This is a genomic window from Acinetobacter sp. 10FS3-1 (genome assembly GCF_013343215.1).
In the GTDB taxonomy this organism is placed as follows: domain Bacteria; phylum Pseudomonadota; class Gammaproteobacteria; order Pseudomonadales; family Moraxellaceae; genus Acinetobacter; species Acinetobacter lwoffii_C.
This window is the reverse complement of the sequence record NZ_CP039143.1, coordinates 671,722-686,625: the sequence shown is the minus strand read 5'-3', so window position 1 is coordinate 686,625 and position 14,904 is coordinate 671,722. Positions and strand designations below refer to the sequence as shown.

The window sequence follows — 14,904 nt, the reverse complement described above, 5'->3', positions numbered from 1 at the left end:
TAATGCTGTCGAGTCTGCCTGATTTTATCGAGGATTTGGGTAAGCAAATGTTGTTTTGTTTAAACAAAAGCGCAAGAAAAACCAGCCCATAAAAAAGGCGCATTGCGCGCCTTTTTTATTTCAACACCTTACTTTTTATCATTGCCGCCGAACAGTGGACCCATGCCACCGCCGCCTCCAAACTGTTTCTGTAAACCGCTGAGTGATTTCATCATTTTTGCCATACCCGACGGATTGGCAAATTTCTTCATCATTTTTGCCATTTGTGCATGTTGCTTGATCAGCTTGTTCACTTCTGACACTTCCATGCCACAACCTGCTGCAATACGCTTTTTACGGCTGGGATTCATCAGCTCCGGATTACGGCGCTCCTTGATGGTCATCGACTGGATAATCGCTTCCATTTTCTTCACTTGCTTTTCAGGATTCGCCTGCGCAATCGCATCTTGAAGTCCTGCATTGCTCATGCCCGGAAGTTTATCCAGAAAGCCCATCATGCCGCCCATCTTGTTCATCTGCTCGAATTGCATCAGCATGTCTTCAAAGTTGAAGCTGCCGCCTTTTTGCAATTTCTTCGCCATTTTTTCGGCTTTTTCTTTGTCGATCTTGCGTTCAACTTCTTCGACCAAAGACAGCACGTCACCCATGCCAAGAATACGCTGTGCCACACGCTCCGGATGGAATGGCTCCAGAGCATCCAGCTTTTCACCCATCCCGAGGAACTTGATCGGTTTACCAGTAATGGCACGTACCGAAAGTGCCGCACCACCACGCGCATCACCATCCGTCTTGGTCAGAATCACACCGGTCAAAGGCAAGGCATCGTTAAAAGCTTTGGCAGTATTGGCCGCATCCTGACCGGTCATGGCATCGACCACGAACAGGGTTTCAGTCGGGTTAATCGCTGCGTGTAGCTCTTTAATTTCATCCATCATGTCATCATCGATATGCAGACGTCCTGCGGTATCGACAATGAGCACATCAGCAAACTGGATTTTTGCCTGCTCAATAGCACGGTTGGCAATGGTAATTGGTTTTTCGTCAGCATTTGACTCTAAGAAGATTGCGCCAACTTCACCGGCAACAGTCTGAAGCTGCTTAATCGCCGCCGGACGATAGACGTCGGCAGAGACCATCGCGACTTTTTTCTTTTGACGTTCTTGCAAGAAGCGTGCAAGTTTGGCTGCAGTGGTGGTTTTACCCGCACCCTGCAAACCGGCCAGCAGCACAACCACCGGGGGTTTAGCAGCCAGGTCAAGGCTTTCATTGGCCTCGCCCATCATTTTGGTCAATTCGTCATAGACAATTTTGACGAAGGCTTGCCCTGGGGATAACTGAGTCATCACTTCCTGGCCCAATGCTTCTTCCTTAACTTTCGCGATAAATTCACGAGTTACAGGTAACGCAACGTCGGCTTCAAGAAGTGCCATACGTACTTCACGTAACGTATCTTTAATATTGTCTTCGGTTAGCTGCCCTGAGCCAGTAACATTTCTTAAACTCTGTGTGAGTCGTTCTGTTAAGGTATCAAACATTGCAAAATCCGCTTAAAATAGCCAGTAGCAAAAAATTGTTTCTTAAAATAGAAAATTTATGCATAGAATGCTATAGGATACTGTAGTTCGCAGCGAATTTATATAAATGAATATTCATCACCCTTAAAAAGGTTTGACATGGTTAGCCTCCCCTTGGTTTATACGATCTTAGCATTAGTCGCTTATACCGCTTCCTTCTGGTATCTGTTCATTCACTTGATGGCTAAACGTGCTCCAAATCAATGGTTTGTTGGCCTGACGGCCTTGGTGGGACTACTACTGCATGCGCTGGTGGTCTCCGGCGATATGTATACGCCACTGGGGATCAATTATGATGTTTTTGCCCTGTTTTCCTTTACCTCGGGGTTGATGTTACTGCTGAGTATTATCTATAGCACATATCGGCCAATTATTGCGCTAAACCTGATTGGTATTCCGGTGGCTGCTACCGGGTTAATTCTGGGTTTTGCCTTTACCCAGCCCGCCAAAATTACTGTACAAAACTCTTTGGGGCTGGATATTCATATTATCCTGTCTCTGTCTGCCTATGCCGTGCTGCTGATGGCCACCATTCAGGCAGTTATTCTGCGTTTTCAGGACCGTGAACTGAAAAAGAAACAGAAACGCCGGGTCTGGGTCAATTTATTGCCCTCTTATCAGGATATGGAATCTTTGCTATTCGATATGCTGATGACCGGCTTCATTTTGCTGACACTGGCACTAAGCTTTGGTTTCTTTACCATTGATAATTTCTTTGCCCAGCATCTGGCACATAAAACGGTGTTTAGTATTATTTCCTGGCTGGTTTATGGTGCCCTGCTTATTGGACACTGGAAATTTGGCTGGCGCGGTCAGAAAGCGGTGCGTTTTACCCTGATTGGCTTTGGTCTGCTGGCACTGGGCTTTATTGGCTCCAAGTTTGTACTGGAAATGATTTTGGTACGCTAACCGAAAGCCAACATTATATCTAAGTGTTGTCATGAGACGGTCATATTCAAAAATTATGGTCAAAGTGCATTAAAAATACCCTAAGGTTCATGATGATAAAAGTCATTTCAGGTTTAGCACTTCTTTGTTTATCGAGCGCAAGTTTCGCAGATTATCACTGTCACGGTAGCATTAAAGATCGTACGATTGATGACAATGTCAGTATCAGTCAACACTGTCAGATTGATAATGCCACGATTAAAGGCAATGTCATGCTGTATCAGGGTGCACAAGTAGTGATTTTAAATACGGCGATTGATGGCAATCTGGAATCGAAAGGACGTTTTAGCTCGGTTCTGGCACAACATAACCAGATCGACGGCAATATCCAGCTAGAAGATGGTCAGACAATTCAGCTTACTGCCAATCAGGTAGAAGGCGATATCCAGCTGAAAAAGAATACCCAAAAAATTACTGTAAATGACAATGTGGTAGACGGTAATTTGCAATGCGAATCTAACCGGATTCAACCGATCGGTGGTAATAACCGAGTCAATGGTGACAAAGAAGGTCAATGTCGCCGTTTATAATTCTGATCAAGACTTGGCTTGTGCTTGAATCAGCTTAAGCCAAGTTTTAAATGCCTTTAATCTTAATCCCCATTTATGATTAATCAAGTAACAACTATTTTGTAAATTAAGGGGGATGTAATTATCAGACATCCTTTTCTTAGTTTTGGTCTTCGCTACAATCACGCTGGCTGTCAGTTAACTGGTAAACATTTGGATTGGCTAGACAACCCTAGTAAAAAAACGTATAACTCCATTTTTCGAATTTACAGGTAGCCACGTTGAAACTTGTTCTTGCACCCATGGAAGGCTTAACCGATCCGATTATGCGCGATGTACTAACATCCGTAGGTAGCTTTGACTGGTGTGTCACCGAGTTTATCCGCGTCACCGACTCCATCCTGCCCGATCATGTTTATCATACCTATTGCCCGGAACTGTTAAATGAGGGCAAAACTGCTGCCGGCACGCCGGTCCATGTGCAGTTTCTGGGCAATAACCCGGAGATGTTGGCAGCGAATGCCGTCAAAGTGGCCGCAATGGGCGCACCGGCAATTGACCTGAATTTTGGTTGTCCGGCAAAAACCGTGAACCGTCATCGTGGTGGGTCGATTTTACTGGATGAACCTGAAGTTGTGCATGAGTTAGTCAAAGCTGTGCGTGATGCCGTTCCTGCACACATTCCAGTATCGGCCAAAATGCGCTTAGGCTACATGGATCGCAATTTCATGCTGGACAATGCGCATGCCATTGAAGATGCGGGAGCGTCTTGGGTCACTGTTCATGCGCGTACCAAAGCCGATGGCTATACTCCGCCTGCATTCTGGGATCAGTTACAGCCGATTCGTGAGGCACTCAAGATCAATGTTATTGCCAATGGTGAAATCTGGAACAATGCCGATGCCAAGCAATGCCGTTTGGAGTCGGGCTGTGAAGACCTGATGATTGGTCGCGGTGCAGTCACCACACCCGACTTGACTCAATGTATCCGTCAAAATTCGGATATGCCGTTACTGAACTGGAATGACCTGCTGCAACTGCAAATTCGTTTTATCAATGGGCCGGCAAAAACTGAAATTGGCATGGTTGGCCGCTACAAGCAATGGCTGGGCATGATGTCGAAACATTATCCGGAAGCCAAAGCCTTATGGGATGAAGTAAAACGGATTAAGGTTCTGGCCGAGATTACCGAAAAACTGAAAGCTTCAAATATTTAAAACCCAAAAGCCTTTGAATGATTCAAAGGCTTTTTGATGAGCCCATAAAAACCTATAACTGCTTACGCTGCTTTAAATTTTCTACGTGTTCCCGATTGGTTTTCCAGGATTTTTCTAAAACTTCTTTTTCTAGTCGCAGTTGTATCCGTTTTAATTTCATTCCGGAAATCATCGGCTGATCAAAACTTTTCACATAGTCCGTCCAGCCTGCCCCCCGAAATAGCTGAGGTGGCATCGGCGTTTTAAACACGGCATCCGGCATAAATACAATCACCGAATGCAAAAGATCTGGTTCTACACTATCTGCCAGCAGCTGCTCTAGGACCTTAATATGTTTATAGTTCTGATGAATCGGATTCTGAAATTTATAACTGTTTTTATAGATTTTCTGGGTCCAGATTTTTTGTCGCTCGTTTCCAAATATCCAGCCTTTATAGTTTTTGGTTTCAATCACAAATATTCCCTAAGGGCTTAATAACAGGTGATCAATTTGTGTGGTTCCGCCCTCCCCATCTGGCAAGGTCAGGTCATTCAGCAGCAGATATTGCGGATCTTTCAGATAAAGTTTGGCATGCATAGCAACGGTAAATTCTCCCAGCTTTCCTTTCAGAAAGGGCTTGAATAATTTAAAAATCATCACACCAAAGAAAAGCAGAAGAATCCACCCTATATTTGACCAGAGTGAGCCAAATATCGATATTGTAGAATTTTCCATATTTTAATTATTCAATTATTTTAGATACTTAAAGCTTAATGTTTTTGTTCAATATTTAACAGAATTTCTTTTTTGTCTAGGCCGCCCGCGAATCCAACCAGCTTGCCGCTACTGCCAATCACGCGATGACAAGGCGCAATAATCGAAATCGGATTTTTACCATTGGCTGCCCCGACAGCACGCACAGCTTTACTGTTGCCAATCTGCTCGGCAATGTCACGATAGCTTCGGGTCTGACCATAGGGAATATTCAGCAAGGCCTGCCAGACTTTTTTCTGAAAATCAGTCCCGATAAATTCTAAAGGTACGTCAAAGGCACTGCGCTGACCGGAGAAATACTCCTGCAATTGGCGTCTGGTTTCAATTAATACCGGATGTTGCAGGCCCTCCACCAGTGACGCCAATTTAAACCAATGGGGCATTTCGCCATCCCAGAGTACAGCCACCAGTGCCGTTTCATGTGCCACCAGTCGCAACTGCCCTACAGGTGAATCCATATTCAGATAACTCAGCTGCATGACCATACTCCTCTAAAATGAAGTGTTCTCTTATTCATTTTAATGGAATTTTGAAACGTGCGACAGGCTTTAAGATGAAGATAATTTCATCAACACAAGACCGGAAATAATCAGCACCGCTGCCAGCATGCGCATGGCCGTAGCCGGCTCACCCAGAATAAACACCCCAACCAGAAATGAGCCAACGGCTCCAATTCCAGTCCAGATGGTATAAGCCGTCCCCAAGGGCAATGTGCGCATGGCATACGCCAGTAGCACAAAACTCAGCACCATAAAAAACAGCGTGACAAGACTTGGGGTGAGCCGGGTAAATCCGTCAGACAATTTCATTGAATATGCCCACACGATTTCAAATAAACCCGCAAGAATTAAGATGATCCAGGCCATTTCGCCTTCCTCCTATATGACAGAGTCAGGCCGTCCTGACGATTTTTCCTGTTAATTTCCATTTAAATAAGCAACTAACAAGGGAGGTCGTTCCTCCTGAATAAGGAAAATAGAGGCTATACAATCCAGTTTCTAGAACTGTAATTTTTACAAAACCTGACTAAAAGAGATCTAATTTAACCCTGCCTTACCCAAATACTCAAGACAGAGCCTTACATTCAACTTATGCTGAATCTGGAGAAATACCTAGTTACTCTTTCCATTTTCATTTAATCAATTTTATTAACAATAAAACTCACAGTTATCCGCAAATTATTAAGTAATACATATCAATTAAATTTAAAGAATAGCGTGGAGATCTCATATGATTCAAGCCAGACCCTCTACTTATTGATTACTTTTTGACTCGCCTAAATACTCATAGCTGGTGAATAAACACTCGCTGAATTAAAGGCATACACTGTATAAAAAGAACTCTAATCGAATTCTTTTTATACTTTTTTTGTCTAATAAGCAATCAAACGAGTCACAAATGTTTACATTTTATGCAACTTATCCATATGGTTATCAACATAGATATCTACACACTTATCCATAAAGTTATCCACAGATTTATGCACTTTAAACATTCTAACGATTAAAGTTGAACCTGTCCGACTTTAACAAGTTCTGCACGCATTTCATCAATCACAGCTTTATAATCCGGTTTACCAAAGATAGCTGAGCCTGCAACAAACATATCGGCACCTGCTTCCGCAATTTCACGAATATTCGCAGGCCCCACTCCTCCGTCCACTTCCAGACGAATATCACGACCTGAGGCCTCAATCAGCTGACGAGCCTGACGCAGCTTGTCCAAGGTCATTGGAATAAACTTCTGTCCACCGAATCCCGGGTTCACACTCATGAGCAGGATCTGATCAACCTTGTCCATAACATAATCCAGATAATGCAACGGCGTGGCCGGGTTAAAGACCAGACCTGCTTTTGCACCGCCCGATTTGATCAGCTGCAAGGAACGATCGATATGGTCAGAAGCTTCTGGATGAAAGGTAATAATATCCGCACCTGCTTCAAGAAAATCCCCGATCATACGATCAACCGGCTTGACCATCAAATGCACATCAATAGGCGCCTGAATGCCATAGTTTTTTAGAGCTTTACATACGCCTGCACCAAAGGTCAGGTTCGGTACATAATGATTGTCCATCACATCAAAATGAACCACATCTGCCCCAGCGGCTAAGACATTTTCCACTTCTTCCCCTAAACGGGCAAAATCGGCAGACAGAATTGAGGGGGCAATTAAATAAGGTTTGGACATGGAAGAACCTAATGAGCTGAAATTGGATATGTCTCATTATAGCAAATCCGGTCCGGCGACTGTGCTCTTGATGTTGCAAGAATAAAACACTGTGTCACGCTGATAAGCTTATAACTTGATCAGGACTTGGTTTAAAGTGCAGGATAATGATGAATAGTGTAGAAAACTGATGAAAAGTATTGCCCATATCCAGACGCAACAAGCTTCACGAATTGCCAAACGCCTGGCTAATCACTGGAAACATAAATTTAATATTGATGAAACCGAACAAAATTTCCTGATTCATTTTCCAGGTGCAGAAGTGAGTCTGACACCCGAGGCAGATCATCTTACCGTAACGATTCAAAGCACAGATAAATCTACTGACCTGAATAAACTTGAAAATGTGGTTCTGGATCATCTGATCCGTATGGGACAGGAGCCACTGACTGCCGAGTGGCAGTACCATGACTCCGATAAAAAATTTAAGGAGTAAGTTGGGCGTGTTCCTGCTCAAAAGCTTTGACTGCCTGAATGCGCTCAGCAGTTGCCGGATAGCTGCTCAGAAAACCCCCGAGAGAATTTTCAGCCTGATTTTTTCCATCTTGTTGCTGATTCGTCTCGGCCAGCCGATCAAGCAAATGAGCAAAGTGTCGGGGGGAAATATGCTGCTTATACAAGGCATTTAAAGCATAACCGCTGGACAGTGCCTAAGCCTAGGCTGCTGACGCGAGGCTCAACTGGAAAAGATAAGGTCCCGGAATCTTCAAAAGAAGACTGAATATTGCTTGAGTTTTGCATGAATTATCCTGGTTTTTATTATAAGAATTGATTCCTAAGAACATGGGCCACGCTCTAATTGGGCCCATGCTATTTTTTCTTTTAGTTATATAAGCCTTAAAGTCACTTAAGGTTGTAATTGTACCGCATGAAACTGCAAATGATCATCGATAAAACTTTGAATAAAGTAATAGCCATGATCATATCCCGGATGTTCACGTAGTGTGAGTTTCTGCTGCACACTGTCACAGGCCTGCTGAAACAGCGCCGGATTCAGCTGATTATAGAACTGATCAGAAGAACCCTGATCAATCAGAATATCATTAAATAAAACCCCTTTGGCTTTGATCAGCTCAGTTGCATCATGTTGCTGCCATTCAGCCCGGTTCTCACCCAAGTAATGGCTAAAGGCTTTTTCTCCCCATGGACACTGACTTGGCGCACAGATCGGGGCAAATGCCGAGACAGAGCTAAATTTTTCAGGATATTTAAAAGCCAGGGTAAGCGCGCCATGTCCACCCATACTATGACCGAAAATCCCGATTTTGCCTGGCTGAATCACAAACTCATCACTCACCAGCTGGTAAAGCTCATCTACGATAAAGCTTTCCATCTGATAATGCTCAGCCCAAGGTGTCTGGGTTGCATTGATATAAAATCCGGCACCTTGACCAATATCCCAGTTGTCGCCTTCTGCCACCCCTTCTCCACGTGGTGAGGTATCCGGAGTAATCAGAATCAGGCCCAATTGTGCCGCCAAACGCTGTGCATGAGCCTTAATTGCAAAAGTTTCCTCAGTACAGGTCAGGCCAGCAAGGTAAAACAGTGCTGGACAGCTCTCCCCGGCCAGCGCTTGAGGCGGCAGAAAAATTCCAAATCTGGTCGGGGTTTTTAAGGTTTTGCAATCAAAACGATAAATCCGCTGTTCACCGTCGAAGCTTCTATTGTTCTGTACAAGTTCCATGCTATATCCCTATTCTGCTTGCAGACCTGCTGCGAAAAAAATATTTAAGGAGACTGTTTCACGGTTGTCATCTCTGGAAATAACTGCTGCTCCAGTTGCGGCAACATCAGTTCCATATTCTTGCCAATCATCCACTGCGGTTCTGATGGCTCAAAACCTTGAGCAGACTCCCATTTGGCTACTGTATTTGCGGCCTGTTCAAAAGACGCTTTTAAACTGCTGTTCTCACGCATGGCTTCATCAAAAAACGCGCGACCAAAATAAGTATAGTCGGCTTCATTCGAACAGCCAAAAGACTGGCGGTCCGCCGCAGAAGCAGTAATAACCAGAGTATTATCATTTTGCAAGGCTGAGACAAAGCTTCCTGAGAAACAGGCGGAAATGACAATCACCCGCCAGCGAATGCCGGAAGCATCCAGCGTCTCGCGTAACCATTTCGGATCGACCTGTGCCAGATCCAAAGGTGCATTTTCCATTTCAAAAGTATTTGGCAAACCATGAGAGGTCATATACAAAAACAGCACATCACTTTCACGGTTCATCTGCTGGCCAATGCGGCGTAGCGCCAACTCCATACTGGTTCTGGAGGCAATCGGTATCTGGGTGCGGGTCGCTGGATGATTCACCAGGGCAATGGAACGGCCATAGGTACCAAAACGGGTATCAAACTGTTCTTTAATCCGCTCGATTTCCGAATAAAACACATCCTGGTAACTGGCGCCAGCAATCCCCATAAAATACCAGTGCGACTGGGCAAACTCACCATACTGAATATTGTCCAGCGCTTTATTCAGCAGCGTCGGCTGTGCATAAAAGGCATCTTCTGCAAAACTTGGCGGAGTTTCCTCCACTTTCCAGATCGGCTGGTCCTTAATCGAAATCTGCCAGACCACCAGAGTAAATAAAGTGGCCAGTATAATCAGCGCCCGTTCCCACCATGGCCATTGCAGCTCACGCGAGATCACCCAGACCACTGCCAGACTTTGCCAGACAAACAGCACCACAAATAGGGTCGGAATATACGGATACAACACATAAGGCAGATAATCGATATCCCCGAGATACTGAATCAGAGATTGAAACAGCATGATATGCGTATCGAGTACCAGCCATAACAAGGCCGGCACCAGCATCAAACGTGGATTATTAATCCGCTGGGACAGAAAAATCCCGACAATCAGGGCAATAAAAGGCCAGAGCGCATAGCTGATCAGACCTTGCGAGTTAAAATCACCAATACGGCCAGAACTCAGCCAGCTAAACAGGCTGTTGGCACAGCCACCCAAAACTCCCCAAAACACCAGCTGGACAATGGAAGGACGCACCAGCTGCAACGAGCGTCGCGATCCTAAAAATAACCATACTCCAGCCATTTGGTTGCTTTTAAAATCATGCCAAAAATTAATGGAGGGTTTAAAGTCGATCATAGGAGGTCAGGGAGATAAATAGCTCGCTCAAGTGTTGAATAAGTGTATGTCTGATAATAGTTTTATCAATGCCAGTTGTTACATATATAACAAATCCTTGATTAATTTAGAAGCAGTTATCATATTAAGCTACAAGTTCATGCTGAAAATATGCATCAAAACGGCAAGCATCACCTTGCCACTGATGATCTGGCTGTTTGCCCGCCAAAAAAACCGCCAGACGCGGACGTTTTACCACCACCCGTTTTGCAATATCCTGTGCCAGTTCCAGCAGATGATCGCCCAGATCCATTTCTCCATCTTCTGGCAGTAGCAGGTGCAAGAGCTGCATCTGCTTTTTGACCTGTGCCTGCTTTTTGGGCGCTTGCTGGTTCTGGTCACGCTGTGGAAACATCGGGTCCAGATACACCACATCGACCAGGTTTTTCTGTTCCACCCGGGATTTTAAATAATCTGCCGAGTCAGAAAAAACCAGATGAATACGCGCAACCACCTGACTCAAAAAGGTATCCTGACGGGCACGGATATGGCTGTCTTCCAGCAGGGTAAATAAAATCGGGTGCCGCTCTACCAGAGTGACTTGGGCACCTAAATGTGCCATTAACAGGCTGTCATGACCCAAACCCGCCGTCGCATCAATCAGAAACGGTTTTTCTGCCAGATTACAGGCACGGGCGATCATTTCCGACTTTAAAGATGCACGCTTTAAACGGGCCGTTTCGGCCTGCCAGTCAGGCTGCATTTTCATGCCATTGGCACATAGCCACAAGCCGTCCACATCGACACACAGACCAAGCTCGGGATGTAAACGGAGAAAGCGAGCATTTAGTTGTTCTACTGTTACAATTTCAGTCTCTACTCCACGAGAAGAAAGCACAGCCTCAAAGTGCTGTGCTTTCTCTACATGGTCAGATTCGGTATAGAGACGAATCTGGTTTACCATAATGTCCAACCTGTATAGGCAAATAACAAGATCAGCAGCCCGGATACAATCCGGTACCAGGCAAAGATCATGAAATCGCGTTTGGCTACATATGCCACCAAAGCACGGATTAATAGCAAGGCCGAAACAAAGGACACCAAAATCCCGACTGCCAGCACGACCCAGTCTTCGGTGGTATGGAAAACCCCATAGCTTTGATACAGGTCGAGCAGACCCGCCCCCACAATCACCGGAATTCCCAGAAAGAAAGAAAACTCAGTTGCCGCCTTACGCGATACACCGAGGAACATCGCCCCAATAATGGTCGCACCCGAGCGTGAAGTGCCCGGTATCAAGGACAAAACCTGAATCAGTCCGATCCAGACCGCATCTTTAATAGTCAGATCTTCCACCTCTTTGGCGCGCACCTGCGGAGGATTCTTTTCGATCCAGATAATGATCAGGCCACCCACAATCAGCCCAATGGCAATCGCAATATTGTTAAATAACAGCTCTTTGACAGTTTGTCCCAAAGTCAGACCGACCAGCACAATCGGAATAGAAGCCAGTATCAATCCAATACCCAAACGGCGTCCCTGAGGTTCGCCACTTACAATCCCGGTCGCCGCACCCCAGAGTCGGGTCCAGTATTCATAAATAACCGCAGCAATTGCTCCCATCTGAATGGCAATCACAAATACATCACTTTTTTCTTTGCTCCAGAAGTTCATTAACTCTGAAGCCAAAATCAGATGCCCAGTACTGGAAATAGGCAAAAACTCGGTAATACCTTCGACTATACCCATGATTGCCGCTTTGAGCAGCAGTAAAAGATCCATGCTTAATCCTAATTAATTATGCTTTGCCTTGTTCTGGAATTTTTTTCCACGCGTTCTCACGTAAATAAACAGGTAATGCTAATTCTGCACTGACCCAGTTTTCATTTTTTGCTGCCGCACGTGCAATGACTGCAATATCCTGTGCAGTTGCACTCACTGTTTTATAATCAGACTGTTCATTTTGAACCAGCTCGACACCTGAACCTACTGGCATAAATATGGCAGCCTTAGCCCCATCGGCATAACTTAATAATTGTTCTTCATGGACTGGCTGCATAATGCCTGCATCATCAAGCCGATAGCTAGCAATGTAAACTTCGTTCATGCGCGCATCCAGCACAGCAGAGACTTCGGTTAGCCCCTGCAAACGATAAGCTGCCTGTGCTAAAGCCTGTAAAGTCGAGACAGGAATCACTGGCAAGTCATTTGACCAGGCCAGGGCTTGAGTCACTGCTGCATTAATCCGGACGCCACTAAATGAACCCGGTCCACGGCTAAAAGCAATCGCGGTGAGATCAGCTACAGCTAGTCCCAACTCGTTCAAGCCTTGTTCAATCATGGGAAGAATGGTTTGCGTTTGTGCCTTGGCGCGCGCATCCAGCTGAAAAAATAACGTTTGAGTATCATCAATCACAGAAATGGAACACTGCTCATTGGCAGTTTCCAGTGCCAGCACTTTCATGCACACCCTTATTCAGAGAATATAAAAACGCAGATATAATACTCCACTGCTATCTTCTAGGCGAGATTTTCACGAGCAGGATACAAAAATGCCTAGAAAAATCTAGGCTTATTGGAGAGTATGCTTATCCTTTTGTGCTGCGAACAAAGCGATGCCTGATCCACAGCCCAATCTATTTATGACGTGTTAACAGCTCTAAGTTTGATAAAATTTTGAATTAGAGCTGAACTTCTTCCAGAGCCTGGAATTTCGGAAAATGCCCGGCATAATGCATCGCGCTCATTTTCAGCTTTTGAATACTGGCTTCATCCAGAGTCTTGACAACCTTGCCAGGAGATCCCATCACGACCGAATTGTCAGGAATTACTTTGCCTTCCGGAATCAAGGCATTGGCGCCAATAATACAATTCTTACCAATCACTGCATGGTTCAGGATCACGGCCTGAATCCCGATCAGGCTATTCTCGCCAATGGTACAGCCGTGCAACATCGCCTGATGACCAATGGTGACATAATTGCCGATATGCATCTCAATGCCCGCATCAGTATGTAGCACAGCATTTTCCTGTACATTGGTAAAATCCCCCAAATGAATTTTACTGTTATCTGCACGGACCACTGCACCAAACCAGATGCTAACCTGCTTGCCGAGTTCGACCTGCCCGATCACTGTCGCAGTCGGGGCAACCCAACCGTCCCACGGTTGATGCAGTGCTTGAGGCATATGTCCCTGAAACTTGTATAACATGGCTGAAATCCTGTTCAATAGTTAAAAAATTTGGAGCGTGTAAACACAGGTGAATTCAGTAAAAATGGCCAGTCTTTTTTATAATCCAAACCATACTGAAATAATGAAATCAACATACGCGCCGTCAGGCCCCAGACAATTTCATTCTCCACCCGCATACTCGGAAAATATAAGGACTGCTGAGCAAAGCGCACTTCATAAGGTATCGGCTGGGCATCCAGCAAATGCTGTAAAGAAACAAAAAATATCCGGTCAATTTCTGAAGGTTGAGCAATCAGCTCAACCTGTGGTGGAATCAGTCCGACAATCGGTTTGACCAGCATGCCATTTCGGGCTTTTTGCATGGGCAGGTCACCCATTAAATGTACATCAAAAGGGCTGAGTGCCGTTTCCTCATAGGCTTCTCGCAGAGCCACGACAATATTACTGGTATCCTGTGGATCACGTTTCCCGCCTGGAAAGGAAACTTCTCCGGCATGACTATTCAGATAAGCCGAACGGCGTGTCAGTAATACTTTGGGATTAGCTTCATCTGTAATAGCAATCAACACAGCAGCATGTGCAATCTGAATACGTTTGGAAAAACGTAAACGTTGCTGTAACTTTTGTGTCAATTCCAGCTCATGCATTGATTTTTCTCCTGATAAGGATGATTTCATCATAGCTGATTTTTGATTCAACTGGATAGAAATGATGCCAAAATTTGATTTTTCAGTTATCCTGACCTTACCCAGTATCATTGATGATGAATATGAACTTCTGTGTGAATTGTGGACATACGACAACAGATAAAATTCCTTTAGGCGACCAGCAGCTTCGCAAGGTATGTACCACCTGTGGATATATTCATTACATCAACCCCAAAATTATTTGTGGTGCCTTGGTGGTCTGGGAAAACAAAGTCTTGCTCTGCCGCCGTGCAATCGAACCACGTTATGGTTTATGGACTTTACCCGCCGGCTATATGGAACTGTTTGAGACCATGGAACAAGGGGCAGCGCGAGAAACTCGTGAAGAAGCCGAGGCTGAAATCGAGATTGAACAGTTGTACTGTATGTATAATATTCCGCGGATTGGCCAGATTTATGTCCTGTTTAAGTCCACCCTGCTTAATGGAAAATTTGGCGCGGGTGAAGAAACCATCGAAAGCCAACTGTTTGAGGAAGAAAATATTCCCTGGTCGGAACTGGCCTTTCCAAGTGTAGAGCAGACACTTCGGCATTATTTTGAAGACCGTAAAACTCATCATTTCCCGCTGCATCTGGAAACTCTCGGTACACGTCTGGATCACACCGGTTAAATGATAAAGTCGGAAAATCAGTAAAAAATTTGGCTTAAAATGAAGCGTGATCAGTAAGAAACCTTAGAAAT

General features: G+C 44.9%; 17 protein-coding genes and 1 pseudogene. 5 read left to right on the top strand and 13 right to left on the bottom strand.

Translation table 11 applies throughout. The annotated features are described in order from the left end of the window. Positions 1-128: 128 nt before the first annotated feature. Complete coding sequence (gene ffh, locus E5Y90_RS03180; protein ID WP_151205020.1) at positions 129-1,535, bottom strand: signal recognition particle protein; 1,407 nt, start codon at positions 1,533-1,535, stop codon at positions 129-131. A gap of 138 nt (positions 1,536-1,673) precedes the next feature. On the opposite strand from ffh, the gene E5Y90_RS03175 reads away from it, so the two are divergent. The 3 genes from E5Y90_RS03175 (at position 1,674) to E5Y90_RS03165 (ending at position 4,248) form a co-directional block, all read left to right on the top strand. Beyond that, positions 1,674-2,483: a cytochrome C assembly family protein gene (locus tag E5Y90_RS03175; RefSeq protein WP_151205019.1), complete on the top strand. Its 810-nt coding sequence runs from the start codon at positions 1,674-1,676 to the stop codon at positions 2,481-2,483. Between the two features lie 89 nt (positions 2,484-2,572). After that, positions 2,573-3,052: a hypothetical protein gene (locus E5Y90_RS03170; RefSeq protein WP_228723970.1), complete on the top strand. Its 480-nt coding sequence runs from the start codon at positions 2,573-2,575 to the stop codon at positions 3,050-3,052. 260 nt (positions 3,053-3,312) lie between these two features. After that, positions 3,313-4,248: a tRNA dihydrouridine synthase gene (locus tag E5Y90_RS03165; protein ID WP_174659386.1), complete on the top strand. Its 936-nt coding sequence runs from the start codon at positions 3,313-3,315 to the stop codon at positions 4,246-4,248. A 52-nt stretch (positions 4,249-4,300) separates the two neighbouring features. Here E5Y90_RS03165 and E5Y90_RS03160 read toward each other — a convergent pair. The 4 genes and pseudogenes from E5Y90_RS03160 to rpe all read right to left on the bottom strand — a co-directional run bounded on the left by E5Y90_RS03160 (position 4,301) and on the right by rpe (position 7,192). Next, positions 4,301-4,963: pseudogene (locus E5Y90_RS03160) on the bottom strand (nuclease-related domain-containing protein). Positions 4,964-4,998: 35 nt separating this feature from the next. Next, complete coding sequence (locus tag E5Y90_RS03155) at positions 4,999-5,481, bottom strand: methylated-DNA--[protein]-cysteine S-methyltransferase (protein ID WP_174659385.1); 483 nt, start codon at positions 5,479-5,481, stop codon at positions 4,999-5,001. 69 nt (positions 5,482-5,550) lie between these two features. Beyond that, positions 5,551-5,868, bottom strand: a complete 318-nt coding sequence (gene sugE, locus E5Y90_RS03150; protein ID WP_151204363.1) for a quaternary ammonium compound efflux SMR transporter SugE — start codon at positions 5,866-5,868, stop codon at positions 5,551-5,553. A 637-nt stretch (positions 5,869-6,505) separates the two neighbouring features. After that, a complete protein-coding gene (rpe, locus tag E5Y90_RS03145; RefSeq protein WP_174659384.1) occupies positions 6,506-7,192 on the bottom strand; it encodes a ribulose-phosphate 3-epimerase in 687 nt (228 codons plus the stop codon). Between the two features lie 169 nt (positions 7,193-7,361). On the opposite strand from rpe, the gene E5Y90_RS03140 reads away from it, so the two are divergent. Further along, on the top strand, positions 7,362-7,667 hold the full coding sequence (locus tag E5Y90_RS03140) for a DUF2218 domain-containing protein (RefSeq protein ID WP_174659383.1): 306 nt from the start codon (positions 7,362-7,364) through the stop codon (positions 7,665-7,667). On the opposite strand, the gene E5Y90_RS03135 is transcribed toward E5Y90_RS03140, so the two are convergent. The 8 genes from E5Y90_RS03135 to E5Y90_RS03100 all read right to left on the bottom strand — a co-directional run bounded on the left by E5Y90_RS03135 (position 7,657) and on the right by E5Y90_RS03100 (position 14,162). After that, the gene (locus E5Y90_RS03135) at positions 7,657-7,851 is read right to left on the bottom strand and encodes a hypothetical protein (RefSeq protein ID WP_174659382.1); all 195 of its coding nucleotides are present in this window, start codon (positions 7,849-7,851) and stop codon (positions 7,657-7,659) included. The two genes, E5Y90_RS03140 and E5Y90_RS03135, sit on opposite strands and share 11 nt — an antisense overlap. A gap of 227 nt (positions 7,852-8,078) precedes the next feature. Then, positions 8,079-8,915 carry an S-formylglutathione hydrolase gene (gene fghA / locus E5Y90_RS03130; protein ID WP_174659381.1) on the bottom strand — a complete coding sequence of 279 codons (837 nt, stop codon included), beginning with the start codon at positions 8,913-8,915 and terminating at the stop codon, positions 8,079-8,081. A gap of 44 nt (positions 8,916-8,959) precedes the next feature. Next, the gene (locus E5Y90_RS03125) at positions 8,960-10,342 is read right to left on the bottom strand and encodes a C13 family peptidase (protein WP_151204358.1); all 1,383 of its coding nucleotides are present in this window, start codon (positions 10,340-10,342) and stop codon (positions 8,960-8,962) included. 124 nt (positions 10,343-10,466) lie between these two features. Beyond that, a complete protein-coding gene (locus E5Y90_RS03120) occupies positions 10,467-11,285 on the bottom strand; it encodes a class I SAM-dependent methyltransferase (protein ID WP_174659380.1) in 819 nt (272 codons plus the stop codon). Next, positions 11,279-12,103 carry an undecaprenyl-diphosphate phosphatase gene (locus tag E5Y90_RS03115; protein ID WP_151204356.1) on the bottom strand — a complete coding sequence of 275 codons (825 nt, stop codon included), beginning with the start codon at positions 12,101-12,103 and terminating at the stop codon, positions 11,279-11,281. The genes E5Y90_RS03120 and E5Y90_RS03115 overlap by 7 nt, the downstream gene beginning before the upstream one ends. Positions 12,104-12,119: 16 nt before the next feature. Further along, the gene (gene tsaB / locus E5Y90_RS03110) at positions 12,120-12,785 is read right to left on the bottom strand and encodes a tRNA (adenosine(37)-N6)-threonylcarbamoyltransferase complex dimerization subunit type 1 TsaB (RefSeq protein WP_174659379.1); all 666 of its coding nucleotides are present in this window, start codon (positions 12,783-12,785) and stop codon (positions 12,120-12,122) included. A 217-nt stretch (positions 12,786-13,002) separates the two neighbouring features. After that, positions 13,003-13,533 carry a gamma carbonic anhydrase family protein gene (locus tag E5Y90_RS03105; protein ID WP_151204354.1) on the bottom strand — a complete coding sequence of 177 codons (531 nt, stop codon included), beginning with the start codon at positions 13,531-13,533 and terminating at the stop codon, positions 13,003-13,005. A gap of 14 nt (positions 13,534-13,547) precedes the next feature. After that, the gene (locus E5Y90_RS03100; protein ID WP_151204353.1) at positions 13,548-14,162 is read right to left on the bottom strand and encodes an NUDIX hydrolase; all 615 of its coding nucleotides are present in this window, start codon (positions 14,160-14,162) and stop codon (positions 13,548-13,550) included. Positions 14,163-14,284: 122 nt separating this feature from the next. On the opposite strand from E5Y90_RS03100, the gene E5Y90_RS03095 reads away from it, so the two are divergent. Continuing rightward, positions 14,285-14,833 carry an NUDIX hydrolase gene (locus E5Y90_RS03095; protein ID WP_174660547.1) on the top strand — a complete coding sequence of 183 codons (549 nt, stop codon included), beginning with the start codon at positions 14,285-14,287 and terminating at the stop codon, positions 14,831-14,833. Positions 14,834-14,904: the final 71 nt, after the last annotated feature.